The sequence below is a fragment of the Candidatus Pantoea gossypiicola genome (assembly GCF_008632075.1).
GTDB classification, from domain to species: domain Bacteria; phylum Pseudomonadota; class Gammaproteobacteria; order Enterobacterales; family Enterobacteriaceae; genus Pantoea; species Pantoea gossypiicola.
Map to the genome: position 1 here is coordinate 1 of NZ_VWVM01000022.1, position 16,749 is coordinate 16,749.

The 16,749-nt window shown below is 58.1% G+C and carries 16 protein-coding genes; 7 read left to right on the forward strand and 9 right to left on the reverse strand.

Annotated elements, in window-relative coordinates; all coding sequences use genetic code 11:
• Window positions 1-173 precede the first annotated feature (173 nt).
• Entirely contained in the window at window positions 174-920 is a 747-nt protein-coding gene (locus tag F3I20_RS20570; protein ID WP_150015631.1) for an SDR family NAD(P)-dependent oxidoreductase, read from the reverse strand.
• 174 nt (window positions 921-1,094) lie between these two features.
• Here F3I20_RS20570 and F3I20_RS20575 point away from each other — a divergent pair, with 174 nt between their 5' ends.
• A complete protein-coding gene (locus tag F3I20_RS20575; protein WP_150015632.1) occupies window positions 1,095-2,015 on the forward strand; it encodes an AraC family transcriptional regulator in 921 nt (306 codons plus the stop codon).
• On the opposite strand, the gene F3I20_RS20580 is transcribed toward F3I20_RS20575, so the two are convergent.
• From F3I20_RS20580 to ubiU, 3 genes are all read right to left on the reverse strand, one after another.
• Window positions 2,016-3,026 (reverse strand): luciferase-like monooxygenase, encoded by a 1,011-nt coding sequence (locus F3I20_RS20580; protein ID WP_150015633.1) that lies wholly within the window; start codon window positions 3,024-3,026, stop codon window positions 2,016-2,018. It lies immediately after the preceding gene.
• A gap of 115 nt (window positions 3,027-3,141) precedes the next feature.
• Window positions 3,142-4,020, reverse strand: a complete 879-nt coding sequence (locus F3I20_RS20585) for a U32 family peptidase (protein ID WP_150015657.1) — start codon at window positions 4,018-4,020, stop codon at window positions 3,142-3,144.
• A 9-nt stretch (window positions 4,021-4,029) separates the two neighbouring features.
• Window positions 4,030-5,025, reverse strand: a complete 996-nt coding sequence (gene ubiU, locus F3I20_RS20590; protein WP_150015634.1) for a ubiquinone anaerobic biosynthesis protein UbiU — start codon at window positions 5,023-5,025, stop codon at window positions 4,030-4,032.
• Between the two features lie 202 nt (window positions 5,026-5,227).
• Here ubiU and ubiT point away from each other — a divergent pair, with 202 nt between their 5' ends.
• Both ubiT and F3I20_RS20600 read left to right on the forward strand, forming a co-directional pair.
• Window positions 5,228-5,752, forward strand: coding sequence for a ubiquinone anaerobic biosynthesis accessory factor UbiT (gene ubiT / locus F3I20_RS20595; RefSeq protein ID WP_150038459.1), 525 nt, complete (start codon window positions 5,228-5,230; stop codon window positions 5,750-5,752).
• A complete protein-coding gene (locus F3I20_RS20600; protein WP_150015636.1) occupies window positions 5,746-6,252 on the forward strand; it encodes a GNAT family N-acetyltransferase in 507 nt (168 codons plus the stop codon). The genes ubiT and F3I20_RS20600 overlap by 7 nt, the downstream gene beginning before the upstream one ends.
• On the opposite strand, the gene F3I20_RS20605 is transcribed toward F3I20_RS20600, so the two are convergent.
• Window positions 6,236-6,529 (reverse strand): GIY-YIG nuclease family protein, encoded by a 294-nt coding sequence (locus tag F3I20_RS20605; RefSeq protein WP_190285988.1) that lies wholly within the window; start codon window positions 6,527-6,529, stop codon window positions 6,236-6,238. The genes F3I20_RS20600 and F3I20_RS20605 overlap by 17 nt on opposite strands.
• A 75-nt stretch (window positions 6,530-6,604) precedes the next feature.
• On the opposite strand from F3I20_RS20605, the gene F3I20_RS20610 reads away from it, so the two are divergent.
• A complete protein-coding gene (locus F3I20_RS20610) occupies window positions 6,605-7,033 on the forward strand; it encodes a YhbP family protein (protein ID WP_150015638.1) in 429 nt (142 codons plus the stop codon).
• Between the two features lie 34 nt (window positions 7,034-7,067).
• Here the strand turns inward: F3I20_RS20610 and F3I20_RS20615 are convergent, their stop codons facing one another.
• Complete coding sequence (locus F3I20_RS20615) at window positions 7,068-7,589, reverse strand: type 1 glutamine amidotransferase domain-containing protein (RefSeq protein ID WP_033731332.1); 522 nt, start codon at window positions 7,587-7,589, stop codon at window positions 7,068-7,070.
• A 146-nt stretch (window positions 7,590-7,735) separates the two neighbouring features.
• Between F3I20_RS20615 and F3I20_RS20620 the strand changes: the two genes are divergently transcribed.
• Window positions 7,736-8,371, forward strand: coding sequence for an NAD-dependent epimerase/dehydratase family protein (locus F3I20_RS20620; protein ID WP_150015639.1), 636 nt, complete (start codon window positions 7,736-7,738; stop codon window positions 8,369-8,371).
• Here the strand turns inward: F3I20_RS20620 and nrdG are convergent.
• The 3 genes from nrdG to galR form a co-directional block, all read right to left on the reverse strand.
• Window positions 8,363-8,830, reverse strand: coding sequence for an anaerobic ribonucleoside-triphosphate reductase-activating protein (nrdG, locus tag F3I20_RS20625; RefSeq protein ID WP_150015640.1), 468 nt, complete (start codon window positions 8,828-8,830; stop codon window positions 8,363-8,365). The genes F3I20_RS20620 and nrdG overlap by 9 nt on opposite strands.
• Window positions 8,827-10,965, reverse strand: coding sequence for an anaerobic ribonucleoside-triphosphate reductase (gene nrdD, locus F3I20_RS20630; protein WP_150015641.1), 2,139 nt, complete (start codon window positions 10,963-10,965; stop codon window positions 8,827-8,829). The genes nrdG and nrdD overlap by 4 nt, the downstream gene beginning before the upstream one ends.
• 211 nt (window positions 10,966-11,176) lie before the next feature.
• Entirely contained in the window at window positions 11,177-12,178 is a 1,002-nt protein-coding gene (galR, locus tag F3I20_RS20635) for an HTH-type transcriptional regulator GalR (protein ID WP_150038461.1), read from the reverse strand.
• 191 nt (window positions 12,179-12,369) lie between these two features.
• Between galR and F3I20_RS20640 the strand changes: the two genes are divergently transcribed.
• Both F3I20_RS20640 and F3I20_RS20645 read left to right on the forward strand, forming a co-directional pair.
• Window positions 12,370-14,643, forward strand: a complete 2,274-nt coding sequence (locus F3I20_RS20640) for a molybdopterin-dependent oxidoreductase (protein WP_150059929.1) — start codon at window positions 12,370-12,372, stop codon at window positions 14,641-14,643.
• A gap of 278 nt (window positions 14,644-14,921) precedes the next feature.
• Window positions 14,922-16,661 carry a penicillin-binding transpeptidase domain-containing protein gene (locus F3I20_RS20645; RefSeq protein ID WP_150038465.1) on the forward strand — a complete coding sequence of 580 codons (1,740 nt, stop codon included), beginning with the start codon at window positions 14,922-14,924 and terminating at the stop codon, window positions 16,659-16,661.
• Window positions 16,662-16,749 lie beyond the last annotated feature (88 nt).

The following is a 16,749-nucleotide window of genomic DNA, read 5'->3' on the forward strand; positions in this document are numbered from 1 at the left end:
CAACCTGCTCAACGACAGCCAGTTTAAAAGACAGAGAGTAATCGCGTTGTGTACGTTTAACATACTGTTTCATCACATTCTCCTGAAAACACCGGGTAAATGTGTCAACGCTATTCAGGACGGGTCAGTCGTAACAAAAAGGGAAGCCACTGGCTTCCCTTTTTTTATGCCTGTCAGGCACCGCCGCTGATTATGACGCGCTCGCCGCTGACCCAGGCGGACTCTTCAGATGCCAGAAACAGTGCAACCTGCGCCACATCCTCCGGCAGACCAAAACGCCCCAGCGGGGTAGCAGCCAGCAGTTGTGCCTTGAGCTGCGGACTCATTCTCTTCGCAGCCAGTAATCCTTCGGTCAGAATCATTCCGGGTGCCAGCGCATTAACCCGGATATTTTTTGCGCCCAGCTCGCGCGCCAGCCCCTGAGTCAGCGTATCCACCGCACCTTTGGTGGCCGCCCAGAGTACGGAACCCGGCGTGCTGTTTTTACTGTTCAGGGCACTGAGATTAATAATGCTGCCGCCATGGGCAGGAAAGTGACGAATCGCCTGCTGACAGACCATCAGCGTGCCGAGCAGGTTAACGTTAATCTGCTGCTGCATCTCCTCCTGCGTCAGCGCCGCAAACTCGCCGTGATGAAAGCTGCCCGCATTATTCACCACAATGTCCGGTGCGCCGAAACAGGCGACGGTGGTTGCAAACAGCCGTTCAACGTCCCGCAGATGAGAGATATCTGCCTGTACCGCCACGGCCTCACTCCCCAGCGTGACGATATCGCTGACCACGTCTGCCGCTCCCGCTTCATCCTGACGATAGTTGACCACGACCCGAGCGCCCGCTGTGGCAAACGCGATGGCAATCGCTGCACCAATGCCTTTTGAGGCTCCTGTCACCAGTGCGATTTTATTCTGCAGTGCTTTCATTATGTCATTCTCCGCCGTAATGATTGCGTCGAAAGACTATGCGCGCGGGTAACGAAAAGCGGGTAGCGCAATCCTGCAAGCTTCTTGCACGATCCTGCAAAAGTGCGGCAGCAGGACAGGCATTTCGCCAGACGTCAGGTAATATCGGCACAGAGAGCGGAAGGGGAGAACGCAGTGACAGAGAGTGACAAGTGGCAGGCGCTGGCACAGTTAATTGCGCGTCATGCGCCGGAGGATGGCCGGCATTCCAGCGCCATCGATTGCCTGTTTTTTGGCCGTGTTTCAGCTCCCACTGAGCCGATGCATTTTGCTCAATGGGCCAGTTTTGCGCTGGTGGCGCAGGGTAGCAAAGCGCTGCATATGGGGGAGGAGGTGCTGCACTATGGACCGGGGGATCTGCTGCTGGTGACGCTGGATATGCCGGTACGTGCCTGCGTGACCGTTGCTACGCCAGAAAAGCCGAATCTCGGGATAGGTATCGCCATCAATGAATCCCGGCTGATGCGCTACCTTGAACAGTTTCCGCCAACGCTACCGCTGGCGACAGCAGACAATGAACGTGGTGTTACCGTGCATAAGGTTTCACCCTTGCTGGTGGATGCGGTCATCCGGCTGGTGCGTCTGCTTGACCATCCGGAAGATATTGAGGCGCTGGCTCCGCTGATTGAGCAGGAGATCTTCTACCGGCTGCTGACCGGGCCGGAGGGCTCGCGCATCCTGAATATGGCGCTGGCTGAGCGGCCGGGTAACCGGGTGGCGCAGGCTGCCCGCTGGCTGCGGGAGAATTTTCATCAGCCGCTCAAGATCGATCAGCTCGCCAGCAGTGTCGGCATGAGTATCTCTTCGCTGCATCATCACTTCAAAGCCGTAACGGCCATGACGCCGATGCAATACCAGAAACAACTGCGGCTCAATGAGGCGCGGCGTCTGATGATGGTGGAAAAGCTGGATGCCGGTACGGCAGGCTATCGGGTGGGCTATCAGAGCGCATCACAGTTCAGCCGGGAGTATCGCCGCCTGTATGGGCAATCTCCTGCCAGGGATAGTCGTCAGCTGGCGGTGAGCCCGGATAGCCTGCGCCCACCGCAAAACTGATTACAGACTGTTTGCCGCTTCCATCGCAATCGCAAAGGAGCGCAGACGTGCCTCGCAGTCAAAAATCTGGCCATTAACCATAATTTCATCCGCCTGCGTTTCACGCATCAGCGAGGCCAGGCCATGACGCACCTTGTCGGTATCGCCCACCAGCGACATGCTGAGTGCCTGCTGAACGCCATACTGCTCTGACGGCGACCAGAGGTTATCCATGTTCTCAACCGGGGCTGGTAACGGGCCGGGTTTGCCGCGGCGCAGGTTAATAAACTGCTGCTGCTGAGAGGTAAACAGGAAGCGCGCATCACGCTCATTATCAGCGGCCACCACGTTAATGCAGACGGTGGCATACGGCTTGTCGAGACGCGCCGAGGGCTGGAAGTTCTCACGATACACGTGCAGCGCCTGGAACAGCTGGTCAGGTGCGAAATGGGAGGCAAAGGCAAACGGCAGGCCCATTTTCGCGGACAGCTGCGCGCTGTAGAGGCTTGAGCCGAGCAGCCAGACCGGGATCTTCAGGCCCAGACCTGGCACTGGCTGAACCGGCAATTGCGCATCCGGGTCAGTATCAAACCAGTTAATCAGCTCAGCCACATCTTCGGGGAAAGTGTCCGCGTGCATGCTGGCCTGATGACGGCGCAGGGCCATCATGGTGCGCTGGTCAGAACCAGGCGCGCGACCTAAACCGAGATCGATACGGCCAGGATAGAGAGAGGCCAGGGTGCCAAACTGCTCGGCGATGACCAGCGGCGCATGGTTAGGCAACATAATGCCACCGGAACCCAGCTTTAATTTCTCGGTGTTTGCCGCCAGATAGCCGATCAGCACCGACGTCGCAGCGCTGGCAATTCCTGTCATGTTGTGATGTTCAGCCAGCCAGTAGCGTTCGAAGCCCAGTTTTTCAGCCTGACGCGCCAGCGCCAGGGAATTATGGAACGCATCCCGTGCGGTTGCACCCTGTGGAATCGGCGCAAGATCCAGCACGGACAGGCGAAGAGGTTTTTTATCAGACATGACTACTCCCGTTGTATGGCGCAGGCGTAAAAACCTGCACCATTTAGTATTACGCATCATTCCTTATATTAAAACTGCTAACCTCAGCAGGAATATAGCCGGTATGTGCTTTTACTCAGGAAGCCAGCGTCATACCCGCCAGTTTGCGCCAGTAACCGTTACAATCGCAGCCTTTCGCGACCATAAGCGGAGCCTGACCATTTTCATTGGCGCGGAAACGGTCGATCTCCGCCAGCGTCGACGTATCCTGCGGCGAGAGTCTCACGCAATCGACCTTGCCACGCATCCCCACCAGATCGTTACCCAGGTTATAACAGTAGCCGCTCATGGTCTGGATGCCATTGAGGACGAATACCTGTTGTCCCTCCTGAGAGTTGACGCGGCGACCTGTCGGATAGTTGATGCAGCAGGTTTCGCAGTCATCTTTCGCGCGGTTTTCCGAGCGGGCAGTGAAACAGCGCGCCGAGAGCGCCAGTGGCAGATGACCGTAGCCCATCACCTCCACCTCAAACTGGTTCCGGATACCCCGCGTCTCGCACTGCGCCAGCAGCTGTAGCAGCCAGTCACGCGACATCTCGACCGGCATACACCAGCGCGTCATGCCCTCTTTGACCAGCAGCTGCAGCGTGTCGGCATTGTAGACATTCAGCGTGGGACCGGCGACAAAGGGCAAATGGCGCTCAGCGGCCATATTGACCGTGCCGATATCATTCGCTTCAATCAGGAACTCGCCGTTTTCTACGTAGCGCTGCAGCTCTTTCAGCTCAGAGGGTGATTGCAGCAGCGCCAGCGTGCTGAGTACAACCTGTTTGCCGCTGGACGCCACGTCACGCGCCAGCGCCATCCAGCGGGCATAGGGCGTGGCGCGGCGTTTACTGCACACCGCTTCGCCGAGATAAATAATATCCGCACTGCTGCGGACAGCCTGCTGGTAGAAATCTTCCAGCGTATCGGTCGGCCAGTACCAGAGCACCGGCCCCAGGGCATATTGCATCATGACTCCTTATTGCCATTCACGGTGATAAGCACCCAGCGTGGTTTGTGTGCCTTCGGAGAGATCGCCCAGCGTCTGCATCCACTGTGGCGCGACGTCAAACTGTTCCGGCTGCGCCTTGCAGCGATCGATCGCCTGACGCCAGACGCGCGCCACATCAGCGACGTAGGCGGGACTTCGCTGCCGGCCTTCGATTTTCACCGAGGCGATGCCTGCCCGCAGCAGCACCGGCAGCAGCTCCAGTGTGTTGAGGCTGGTGGGCTCCTCCAGCACGTGATAACGCTGATTGTTAACCTCATAGCGTCCTTTGCAGAGCGTCGGGTAACCGGCGCTCTCATCGGGCGCGTAGCGATCGATTAACACCTCATTCAGGCGTGACTCCATGCCCTGCGGCGTCTGCTGCCAGCGGACAAACTTCGCCGGGGAGCAGGCACCTGCGCTGTTAGGTGATTCGCCGGTCATCCAGGAGGAGAGGTAGCAGCGGCCTTCCGCCATAATGCACAGACTGCCAAAGGCGAACACCTCCAGCGGCACCGGCGTGCTGCGTGCCAGTTGTTTAACCTGATGAATCGACAAGACGCGCGGGAGTACCACCCGCTGCAGATTGAAGTGGCGATGATAAAAGCGAATCGCCTCAAGATTGGTTGCCGAAGCCTGCACAGAGAGATGACGTTCAACCTGTGGGTAGTGCTTCGCGGCGTACTCCAGCGTAGCGATATCAGCCAGAATCAGGGCATCTGCCCCGTTTTGCGCCGCCACATCAATCGCCCGCTGCCAGCGCCCCATGCCATCGGGATGGGCAAAAGTATTGATTGCCACATGCAGTTTGCGCTGATGCTGATGGAGATAGCGCGCCGCTTCAGCAAGCTTTTTATCGGTGAAGTTCAGACCCGCAAAGTGACGGGCATTGGTGTCATCTTTCAGTCCCACATAGACCGCATCCGCGCCATTTTCTACGGCGGTGCGCACTGCGGGTAAGTTTCCTGCCGGGCAGAGCAGTTCCATAGGTGTTCCTCTCAACATGCGATGGGCGTCGAGTCTAGGCATCTGGTCTGGTCTGCGTGTTGATTTGGGGCAGTGAAATTTCAGTTCATCTTTCCCGGCAGCGTTTTTTCCCGCTATAGACGCGTTTTTTATTGATCCCGGATGAGGCGCGCAGAAAAGGATATGGCAATATACGTAAAATTTTCTGAAGGGAGTGACGAAAGTGTTAGAGCGGATACATGCCCATTGTGTGAAGAACGGTCCAAAAATCTTAGGGTTACCTGTAGCGCTCACCCCATTCCCGGTCAAAAAGTTGATGCTGCAACAACTCTTAAACTGGCAATTTCGCCATGCTTTGGCTGAAGGTGAGTTAGACTTTCTGAACGGTCGCCTGCTGGGTATCGGGATTGCCGATCTCAATCTGCAATGGATAACCACGCTGCAGGATGGCCGACTGGCGGTATTGCAACAGTCCGAAGCGGATGTCTGGTTTCGGAGCAATGCCAATGATCTGTTGCTGGTGGCAGCACGTAAAGCAGATCCCGACATGCTGTTCTTTCAACGCCGTCTGGTGATTGAAGGTGACACAGAACTGGGACTTGAGGTGAAGAACGTAATGGATGCTATTGAACCCGAGGCTATGCCCACCGCGTTACGCACGGCTATTGAGCAGATGGCGGCATTTGTCGACGCCGGTATGAAACAGGACGCGAAGGCCACACAGGCACGCGCGGGTGCCGCATGTTGATCCGTAGCGAAATTGGTGTTGATGCCGCAGGCATCGACGTACTGCTCAGACGCTGCTTCAGTACCTCCGCTGAGGCGGAACTGACTCAGGCGCTGCGTGAAGATGGCCTGCTGACCTTAGGCGTGGTCGCCACGGATGACGAGGGACAGGTGCTGGGCTATGCCGCATTCAGTCCGGTCAGCGTTCAGGGCGACGATCGCGGCTGGGTGGCGCTGGCACCGCTGGCCGTTGATGAGACGCTGCGCGGTCAGGGCATTGCCAGCAAGCTGATTTATGAGGGGCTGGATACGCTTAATGAATTTGGCTACAGCGCGGTTGTCGTGCTGGGCGATCCGGCGCTGTTCAGCCGATTTGGTTTTGAACCCGCTGCACGCCATGGCCTGCGCAGTCGCTGGCCGGGAACAGAGACAACGTTCCAGGTCTACCGTCTGGCGGACAATGCCTTTGACGGCGCGGAAGGGCAGATCGACTACGCCGAGCCCTTTAATCGCCAGCCGTAATACTTAGCCAGCTCTCCAGGCTGATCGGCTGACCCGCCACCAGCAGTAACTTCTGCTGACGGGTCAGTTGCTTAACCTGATACTCCAGTCTGGAGGCGCTGGCGCGATCGCCCGCCTCACAGTGAAACACCAGGTCCAGCGGACCTTTGCCGCGCAGCGCGCGGGCACCGCGTCCGCTCTGGTGCTGAGCAACCCGGCGCACCACATCCGTGGTGATGCCGGTGTACAGGCTCCCTTTCGCCGTCCGGACGATGTAGAGTTGCCACTGCTGACTCATCGCAATCATTTCCCAAAAAAAGGTGCCGGGCAGTGTAGCGCGCTTCACGCTCTGGTGCACCGCCAGGAGTTTATCTTGTCCGATCACGCCCATCTGGTTCGTTACCTCAGAAAGCAGCATGTGCTTTCACTCTGCTGTGCCGCCGACGATCAACTCTGGTGCGCTAACTGCTACTACGTCTTTGATGAGACACGCATGGCCTTCTGGATTATGACTGAACCCGATACCCGCCACGGTGAATTAATGGTGAAGAATCAGCAGGTTGCAGGTACCGTCAATGGCCAGCCCAGAACCGTGCTGCTGATTAAAGGGGTGCAGTATCGTGGCCGGGTCAGACGGCTGGAGGAAGCAACAGAGCAGATCGCGAGAGCGGCTTATCAGAAACGTTTTCCGGTCTCACGCAAAGTGTCGGCCCCGCTGTGGGAGATTGAGCTGGATGAGGTGAAGATGACGGATAATGCGCTGGGATTTGGCAAGAAAATTGCCTGGCAGCGGGAAAAATAGAACGCCCCTTTCCGCTGAAAAGGGCGCAGCGGATTTACAGCGCTTCGAGAATCCGCAGAGATTCACGGTTAAAGGCCGGTAAATCGTCCGGCGTACGGCTGGTGACGAGCTTATCGCCGTCTACAACCACTTCCTTGTCATGGAAGTCAGCACCGGCATTGATCAGGTCAATGGCAACGGCTTTAACGGTGGTCATCTTGCGACCGCGCACGCCGTTCGCGCTAATCAGCAGCTGTGGACCGTGGCAGATGGCAAAGATCGGTTTGCCGCTGGCGACAAACTCTTTGGTAAAGGCAACAAAACGATCGTCACCGCGCAGAGCGTCAGGCGAGTGACCGCCTGGCAGCAGCAGGGCATCAAATTCCGCCGGGCTGACATCATCAATGCTGCGATCGATGGTTACTTCCGCTTCGCCTTTTTTGCCTTTAACGACATTACCGGCCTGCTTCTCAATGGTCACCACCTCAAAACCCGCGCCTTTGTAAGCTTCCGCAGGTGAGGTAAATTCTGAGTCTTCAAATTCGTCGGTAATCAAAACCGCAACTTTCTTGCTCATCTTTTTTCCTCCTTAACGTTGTGGAGCGCGAGGGGCGCTTTTCGGATAACGCTGTAAGCCTGGTCGCTGAGCGTGAGAACGCAAGCCAGCCCGTTAAGATCAGCTATCTTTTAAGCCGTCAGCAGTGAAATAAGGACGAATCTGAGATGAATCGCGTATTACTGACCGGTGCTACCGGCTTAGTCGGGTCGCATCTGCTGCGTTTACTGATTGAGGATCCCCGCATTGACGAAATCATTGCGCCAACCCGCCGGCCACTGCCCGCGATGCACAAAGTGGTGAATCCGGTAGAAGCCGATCTCACCGATGTTCTGGGACCGCTGCAATGTTCGCTGGACACCGTATTCTGCTGCCTGGGTACGACGCGCAGGCAGGCGGGCAGCAAACAGGCCTTTATCCATGTCGATTACACTCTGGTGGTGGACAGCGGATTAAGCGGATTACGTCTGGGGGCAAAGCAGATGCTGGTTGTCAGTGCGCACGGTGCCAACCGTCACTCCCCCTTTTTGTACAATCGCGTCAAAGGCGAAATGGAGAATGCGTTGCGTCATCAGGGTTGGCCGCGCCTGACGCTGGTGCGACCTTCACTGCTGCTGGGGGATCGCAGGCAGAAACGTCAGGGCGAAAGCCTGGCGGGGCCACTGTTTTCACTGCTGCCGGGCAACTGGCGGGCGGTTCACGCACGCGACGTGGCACGCTGTCTGCATCAGCAGGCATTCACGCCGGGCGGTGAGAGCGTCAACATCATTGAGTCGGGCGACATCCCGCGTCATTCAGCGTAACTGCCAGACGATCTGATTACGGCTGCCGCGCCATTGCAGCGTGGCATCCTTCTCCTCTTCGACAAAGCGGCCATCGATCAGCACGTCGAGATAGTCCAGCACGGCACGCTGTGCCGCATTCAGCTCCTGCATCCGATAGCCGGTCCAGAGCCAGATATCTTTACCAGGGCATGTCTGTCGCACCCGTTTCACCAGACGGCGAATGTGTGGCACGTTATGCGGATGAAGTGGATCGCCACCGCTCAGCGACAAGCCCTGGCGCGGAATGCGTGTGTCCTGCAAATCCGCCAGCAGTTGCTCCTCCATCGCCAGCGTAAAGGGCACGCCGGAATCAATACGCCAGGTGCTCTGGTTGTAGCAGCCGCGACACTGATGTTCGCAACCGGCAACAAACAGCGTGCAGCGGGTGCCGGGACCATTAACGATATCCACATCGTAGTAACGATGAATATGCATCATCCCAGCGGTCCTTCGGCCAGATGCTTAACGCGACGCTGCACTTCCTGCTGCTTACCGGCGTTGAAGGGTCGTGCATCCGGGCTGCCAAGATAGCCACAGACCCGCCGTGTAACAGAGACGCGCGCCGGATCGTGATTGCCACAGTTCGGACAGGTAAAGCCACGGCTGGTACAGGTGAACTCGCCGTTGAAGCCGCACTCGTAGCACTCATCAATCGGCGTATTGGTACCGTAATAGGGCACGCGGTCATAGCTGTAATCCCAGACATCCTCCAGCGCTTTGAGGTTATGCTGCACGTTCGGGTATTCGCCGTAACAGATGAATCCGCCATTCGCCAGCGGCGGATAGGGCGCTTCAAAGTCGATTTTGTCGTAAGGATTCACCTTCTTCTCAACGTCGAGATGGAAGCTGTTGGTGTAGTAGCCTTTGTCTGTGACGCCCGTCACCAGACCAAACTGCGCGGCATCAAGACGGCAGAAGCGGTCACACAGATTCTCACTCGGCGTGCTGTAAAGGCTGAAGCCGTAGCCTGTTTCCGCTTTCCAGCGGTCGGTGGCGGCGCGCAGGTACGCAATGATCTCCACGCCTTTGGCGCGCAGCGCCGCGTCATCGTAAGGATGCTGATGACCGCCACTAAGCGCATTCAGGGTTTCATGCAGGCCGATATAGCCCAGCGACAGCGACGCACGGCCATTGCGGAAAATAGGTCCTACCTCATCATCGGCATTCAGCCTGACGCCGCAGGCCCCTTCCATATAGAGGATGGGCGCAACGCGCGCTTTGGTCTTCTCCAGCCGCGCCACACGCGTCATCAGCGCCCGCTTAGCCAGCAGCAGGCGCGCATCGAGCAGCGTCCAGAAGCGGGCTTCATCCCCTGCCGCCTCCAGCGCGATGCGCGGCAGGTTCAGGCTGATCACACCAATGTTGTTGCGCCCCTCATGGATTTGCTCACCCTTCTCTTCATAAACGCCCAGGAAGCTGCGGCAGCCCATTGGCGTTTTGAACGAACCGGTGACTTTTACCACCTGATCGTAGTTGAGAATGTCGGGATACATCCGCTTGCTGGCACACTCCAGCGCCAGCTGTTTGATGTCGTAGTTAACATCGCCCGCCCGGCGGTTGACGCCTTCACGAATGCTGAACACCAGTTTAGGGAACACCGCGGTTTTGCGATTTTTTCCCAGACCGGCCAGACGGTTGCGCAGAATCGACTGCTGGATCAGCCGTGCCGCCCAGTCAGTCCCCAGGCCAAAACCAAAGGTGACAAACGGCGTCTGGCCGTTGGCGGTGTGCAGGGTGTTTACCTCGTACTCCAGCGACTGAAAGGCGTCGTAGCACTCTTTCTCCGTACGCTGGCGTGCATACTGTTCAGCCTGAGGAATCTGCCACTGTTCGGCGATCGCCAGATGCCGGGCATAGCTCTGCTCAACAAACGGGGCCAGCACTTCATCGATACGGTTAATGGTGGTGCCGCCGTAAATATGGCTGGCGACCTGGGCGATGATTTGCGCCGTCACGGCAGTGGCAGTGGCGATCGATTTAGGCGGCTCAATCTCAGCATTGCCCATCTTAAAACCGTTGGTCAGCATGCCTTTCAGATCGATCAGCATGCAGTTGAACATTGGGAAGAAGGGCGAATAGTCGAGATCGTGATAGTGGATTTCGCCGCGCTCATGCGCCAGAACGATATCGCGCGGCAGGATCTGCTGCTGTGCGTAGTGCTTCGCCACGATCCCGGCCAGCAGATCACGCTGCGTCGGGATCACTTTGCTGTCTTTGTTGGCATTTTCGTTCAGCAGCGCCGCGTTGGTCTGATCGACCAGACCGCGAATGGCGTGATGTAACTGGCTCTGACGATCGCGGGCGACATCACGATCGTGGCGATATTCAATATAGGCGCGTGCCAGCTGCGGATAAGGACCCGCCATCAGCGTCTCTTCTACCGCACACTGAATCTCACGGATATCCACCTCCGGACGATCGGCCAGCCGCAGGGCAACGCGCTCAGCGACCTGCGCACACCAGGCCACATCATCGACCTCTGCTGCCCGCGCCGCCGCCGCGACGGCCTGCTCGATACGCTGCGCATCAAAACCTGTCCGGCATCCATCACGCTTGATTACCACCGTTGCCATTACTCTCTCCATCAACTACATATAGGGGTTGCGTGAATTCTATTCCCTACATGTAGTGATTTCCGGAAATTAATGCGCACGGCTTTGACCTGAAACAAAGAAGGCTCAACATGGTGGATCGTGCTGACGGGTATAAAAAGGGAGAGCAGGTTAGCGTCTGGTGCGGGGGAGCGGCGGGGAGCGCGGATGCGCTGGACCCGCCGCCGTGACGTCAGGCCGGGCCGCTGACCGAATGACGGCGCACCAGCGTCGGGCTGAACATGTGAGTCACTTCCGGCAGCGGCAGATTGTTGGCCAGCGCCAGGGCCAGCTGGGCCGCCTGCTGTGCCATCGTAACAATCGGATAGCGGACGGTGGTAAGACGTGGTCGCACATAGCGCGACACCAGCACATCATCGAAGCCGATCAGCGACATCTCTTCCGGCACGCGGACGCCATTATCGCTCAGTACCGCCAGCGCGCCTGCGGCCATGGAGTCGTTGTAACAGGCGACGGCGGTGAAATTCCTGCCGCGTCCCAGCAGTTCCGTCATCGCCTGCTCACCGCCCACTTCGTCCGGTTCGCCCCAGGTCACCAGCCGATCGCTGCACGGCAGACCGTGCTCTTTCAGCGCGTCGTAGTAACCCTGCAGGCGATCTTCGGCATCGGAGATGGTGTGGGTTGAGCAGATAAAGGCGATATTCTGGTGGCCGAGCTGGATCAGATGACGGGTCGCCAGCCAGGCACCGTAGCGATCGTCGAGTGCAATACAGCGCTTTTCGAAGCCTTTGATCAGGCGGTTGAGCAGCACCATACCCGGCACCTGCTTCATCAGCACTTCCAGTTCGCCGTCGGGAATTTTCTTGGCGTGCACCACCAGCGCCGCGCAGCGGTGGCGCATCAGCTGTTCAATCGCCTGCCGCTCTTTTTGCTCATTATGGTAACCGTTACCAATCAGCAAAAAGTTACCGGTGTCGCCTGCCACTTCATCCACGGCTTTAACCATTGCGCCAAAAAAGGGATCGGAGACGTCGCCGACAATCAGGCCGAGCGTTTCGGTCGATTGCTGCGCCAGCGCGCGTGCGTTGGCATTCGGGTGATACTGAAGCTGCTCCATCGCCTGACCTACGGCCTGACGGGAGCTGTCGCTGGCTTTGGGAGAATTATTGATTACACGGGAGACTGTGGCGACAGAAACGCCAGCCAGTCGCGCAACATCCTTTATGGTAGCCATGCGTTGACCTGCTTTGGGGAAAACGTTTACACATCGCATCAGTGTTACGGAAAAGGGCGGACACATCAACCCGACAGAATGCCAGCGTTGTCGCAAAAAGGGGCAAAAACGGCCGCTGTTGCACATCTTCTGCTGAGACGTCGCACCATGTTATGCTCAGTTCCCCACCGGGCTACCGTGAAAAAACAACGATGAAAACCAAAGTGCCACATCTGGCGCACTGGGGCGCGTTTACCGCCGTCACTGAAAATGGTCGACTGACCGGCTGCGAACCTTTCTTCGCCGATGCCGATCCGTCGCCGATGATCCACACCATTCCTGAGCTGGTCTATTCAGACAAACGTATTCGCCAGCCGATGGTGCGCCGCTCGTGGCTGAAGTCACGCGAAAAGAGCGACCGCACGCTGCGGGGCCGGGAAGATTTTGTCGCCGTCGACTGGGAAACCGCGCTGGATCTGGTGGCGGAAGAGAATCGCCGCGTCCGCGAGCGTTACGGTGCATCGGGCATTTTTAACGGCTCCTACGGCTGGTCATCGGCCGGACGCGTTAACCACGCCCGCACCCTGGTGCGTCGTTTCTACTTTCAGGGCGGCGGCGGCGTCGATCAACAGGGCAACTACAGCTGGGGTGCCGCGCAGTTCTTTCTGCCCTATGTGATCGGCACCTATATGCCGCTGACCGGGCGCGTCACCGAGTGGCCGCAGGTGGTGGAACATGCCGAAATATTTGTCGCCTTTGGCGGGCTGGCGCTGAAAAACGCCCAGGTCGCCTCGGGTGGTGCAGGGCAGCACAGCCTGAAACCGGCGCTGATGCAGCTGGCGGCCAAAGGCACGCCGGTCATCAACATCAGCCCGATGCGCGATGACTGCCCGGAATTTGTGAACGCCGAATGGATCCCGATTCGCCCCAACACCGACGTGGCGCTGATGCTGGCGCTGGGGTATGAGATCACCCAGCGCGGCGCGGCTGACGAGGCGTTTCTCGCCAGCCACTGCACCGGCTGGCCGCAGCTGCGCGCCTATCTGCTGGGCGAAACTGACGGCGTAGTGAAAGCCGCCGGCTGGGCCAGCCGTATCACCGGCATCCCGGCTGACCGCATCGTGCAGCTGGCGCAGCAGCTGACCGGCAAGCGCAGCTTTATTACCTGCTCCTACTCCGTGCAGCGCGCCCATCGCGGCGAGCAGCCTTACTGGATGATGATTGCGCTCTCCTCAATGCTCGGGCAACCTGGCCTGCCGGGCGCGGGGTTCTCTTTCGGTCATGGGTCGATGAACAGCGTCGGCAATCCCCGTCAGGAGGGGCCTGCCCCGATGATGAGCACTGGCCCCAATCCGTCAGGGCTGTCGATTCCGGTGGCGCGCATCAGCGATATGCTGCTCAATCCCGGCCAACCTTACCGTTTCCAGGGCGAAACGTTGCACTACCCCGATATCCATATGGTGCACTGGGCGGGCGGCAATCCTTTCCACCATCATCAGCAACTGAACCGGCTGGTGGCGGGCTGGCAACGGCCTGATACGGTGGTGGTGCAGGATATCGTCTGGACGCCAGCGGCGCAGATGGCGGACATCGTGCTGCCTGCGACGACCACACTGGAGCGCAACGACATCGGCGGCTCGTCACGTGACCGCTTTGTGCTGGCGATGCATCAGGCGATTAAGCCGCAGCATCAGGCGCGCAACGACTTCGATATTTTTGCCGACTTAGCAGAGCGACTCGGCTATCGCGACACCTTTACCGAAGGGCGCAATGAGATGCAGTGGATTGCGCATCTTTATCAGCAGTGTGCGACGGCGCATCAGCGCAAAGGTATCGATTTCCCGGAGTTTGATGAATTCTGGCAGCGCGGCTTTGTGGAAATTCCGGAAGGCGGCAAGCCTTATCAGTTTATGGAGGATTTCCGTGCCGATCCGCAGGCCAATCCAATCAAAACCGCCAGCGGCAAAATCGAGCTGTTCAGTCAGACCATTGCGGACTACCAGCTGGATGACTTCGCCGGTCATCCGGAGTGGCGTGAACCGCAGGAGTGGCTTGGTTCGCCAGTCAGCCGCGACTATCCACTGCACATGATCTCCATTCAGCCTTCCGACCGGTTACACAGCCAGCTGGATGCCACCGACACGGTGCAGAGCAATAAAACGGCCGGACATGAAACGCTCTGCATGCATCCAGTGGATGCGGCTGCGCGCGGGCTGGTGGAAGGCGATGAGATTGAGGTGAGCAACGCACGTGGTGTGATGCTGGCGGGTGTGCAGATCACCGAGGGTGTGACGCAGGGCGTGGTGATTATCGCTACCGGTGCGTGGTTTGATCCTGGCTTCGGCAAGGCGTGGCAGCCTTTTGATCGCGCCGGTAACCCCAACGTACTGACGCTCGATATTGGTACGTCGTCGCTGACGCAGGGGCCAAACGCTATGAGTTGCCTGGTGGAAATCAAAAAACATCAGGATTGCACAATAGCGTAAGGATCTCATGGCTGGTTACATTTTGCGGGTAACTGTTGCGTTTGAACGATGGCAGCCGATCAATCCCCTTTGCTACATTCAGGGTCCCAGAGGTATTGATGGGTGAACATCAATAGATTTTCTTGATTACACCAACCTGCGCAGATGCGCAGGTTTTTTTTGCCAAAAATCCGTTGCCAATAACGAACTGATACACAGTTTTCCTGTTATACGGCCAGCGCTTTCTTTATAACTGCTGGCACCAGCCCCTTTCTCTTTATTTTGCGCAGCGGAATGCCATGCCCCGGATTAAAAAACTACTGGGAAAAGACCAGATAAAAGCGCCGTTCAACCCTTTTCGTTTTCGACTAATCTGCCTGGGTGTCACAACCTGTCTGGTGGTGCTGCTGGCGCGCGTTGCGGACCTGCAGTTCCTGAATCAGCCGATGCTGGAGCACGAAGCGGATCAGCGATCGCTGCGAACCGTCACGCTGCCCACCAGCCGCGGCACCCTGCTGGATCGTAACGGTGAAGCGCTGGCGCTCAGCGTGCCATCGCGCGATGTGATTGCCGATCCACTCCGGGTGCTGGAGAGCAACCCCGATTTTACCAGTGCCAAATGGGCCTATCTTGCGGCCGCGCTCAACACCCGTCCTGAAGAGCTGGCCGCGCAGATCACCGCCAATCCAAAACGTCGCTTCCTCTACCTGGGGCGTAAAGTCGAACTGGGCATCGCCAAAGACATTAAAGAGCTGAAGCTGAAAGGCATCAGTGAAGTTTATGACGACAGCCGTTTCTATCCGATGAGCGAAGCCTCTGCGCCGCTGATCGGCATCGTTGGGGCGGATAACGTCGGCCTGAACGGGCTGGAAAAAGGCTTTGATAAGGTGTTGCAGGGCGAGCCGGGCAAAGAGGTCTATCGTCAGGACGCGGCGGGCAATATCATCGCGATGATCAACTACCAGCCGCCTACGCAGCCGCCCACGGTGCAGCTCAGCATCGACAAATATGACCAGTACACGCTCTACAGCAAACTGCGCGACGGCGTGCTGATCAACAAGGCGGACTCGGGTGCCGCCGTGCTGGTGAAGATTGACACCGGTGAGATTCTGGCGATGGCTTCTTATCCGTCGTTTAACCCCAACAACTATGAAGGGGCCACCCCGGCGCAGATGCGTAACTCGGCCATCAATGACAGCTACGAACCGGGATCGACCGTCAAGCCGTTAGTAGTGATGGAAGCGCTGGAGCGCCATCTGGTTCGCCCGGACTCGGTGATCGACACCACGCCTTACAGCGTTAACGGCCACCTGATCCGCGACGTCGGCCACTGGCCGCGTCTGACCATGACCGGCATTCTGCAAAAATCGAGCGACATCGGGGTCTCTCATCTCGCGCTGGCGATGCCCGCGGAAGCGCTGGTGAATACCTATCATGCGTTTGGCCTGGGCAAACCGACCGGATTAGGGCTGACCGGCGAAAGCGTCGGTTACTTCCCGCTGCACCGCACCCGCTGGGCCGATATTGAGCGGGCCACCTTCTCCTTTGGTTATGGCCTGCGCGTCACGCCGCTGCAGATTGCCCGCGAATATGCCACGCTCGGCTCTTATGGCGTTTACCGTCCGCTGTCGATCACCCGCGTCACGCCACCGGTCATGGGACGGCAGGTCGCCAACCCGGAAACGGTGAAAGAGGTGGTGCATATGCTGGAGAGCGACGTGCTGCCGGGCGGAACCGGACTGAAAGCCGCGGTGCCGGGCTACCGTCTGGCAACCAAAACCGGTACGGCGGAAAAGATGGGCACCAGTGGCAAGTATGATGGCGGCTACGTCAACTACACCGCCGGTATTGCGCCTGCCAGCCATCCTGAAGTGGCGCTGGTGGTGATGATCAACCATCCGACGGCGGGCGATCACTTCGGTGGTTCGGTTGCTGCGCCGGTGTTCGGCAATATCATGGGGCCGGTACTGAAACACATGAACGTTGCGCCGGATGCCATCTATACCAAACCCGTGGCCAGTCCTTCGGGTAAATCTTAGTTAAATCAGAGTGTAAGCGAGGCGTGAAGGATATTCACACCTCGTTGCACTTCCCCGAATTCGGTTGCGTTTTCCCGCTGTCTCCGCG

What these genes read in the sequence shown, in the direction of transcription:
- nrdD (WP_150015641.1), bottom strand. Translation starts at nt 10,965, where the DNA reads ATGGCAACGGTGGTAATCAAGCGTGATGGATGCCGGACAGGTTTTGAT.
- F3I20_RS20620 (WP_150015639.1), top strand. Translation starts at nt 7,736, where the DNA reads ATGAATCGCGTATTACTGACCGGTGCTACCGGCTTAGTCGGGTCGCAT.
- ubiU (WP_150015634.1), bottom strand. Translation starts at nt 5,025, where the DNA reads ATGGAACTGCTCTGCCCGGCAGGAAACTTACCCGCAGTGCGCACCGCC.
- F3I20_RS20615 (WP_033731332.1), bottom strand. Translation starts at nt 7,589, where the DNA reads ATGAGCAAGAAAGTTGCGGTTTTGATTACCGACGAATTTGAAGACTCA.
- nrdG (WP_150015640.1), bottom strand. Translation starts at nt 8,830, where the DNA reads ATGATGCATATTCATCGTTACTACGATGTGGATATCGTTAATGGTCCC.
- F3I20_RS20570 (WP_150015631.1), bottom strand. Translation starts at nt 920, where the DNA reads ATGAAAGCACTGCAGAATAAAATCGCACTGGTGACAGGAGCCTCAAAA.
- F3I20_RS20605 (WP_190285988.1), bottom strand. Translation starts at nt 6,529, where the DNA reads ATGAGTCAGCAGTGGCAACTCTACATCGTCCGGACGGCGAAAGGGAGC.
- F3I20_RS20640 (WP_150059929.1), top strand. Translation starts at nt 12,370, where the DNA reads ATGAAAACCAAAGTGCCACATCTGGCGCACTGGGGCGCGTTTACCGCC.
- F3I20_RS20580 (WP_150015633.1), bottom strand. Translation starts at nt 3,026, where the DNA reads ATGTCTGATAAAAAACCTCTTCGCCTGTCCGTGCTGGATCTTGCGCCG.
- F3I20_RS20645 (WP_150038465.1), top strand. Translation starts at nt 14,922, where the DNA reads ATGCCCCGGATTAAAAAACTACTGGGAAAAGACCAGATAAAAGCGCCG.
- galR (WP_150038461.1), bottom strand. Translation starts at nt 12,178, where the DNA reads ATGGCTACCATAAAGGATGTTGCGCGACTGGCTGGCGTTTCTGTCGCC.
- F3I20_RS20585 (WP_150015657.1), bottom strand. Translation starts at nt 4,020, where the DNA reads ATGCAATATGCCCTGGGGCCGGTGCTCTGGTACTGGCCGACCGATACG.
- F3I20_RS20600 (WP_150015636.1), top strand. Translation starts at nt 5,746, where the DNA reads ATGTTGATCCGTAGCGAAATTGGTGTTGATGCCGCAGGCATCGACGTA.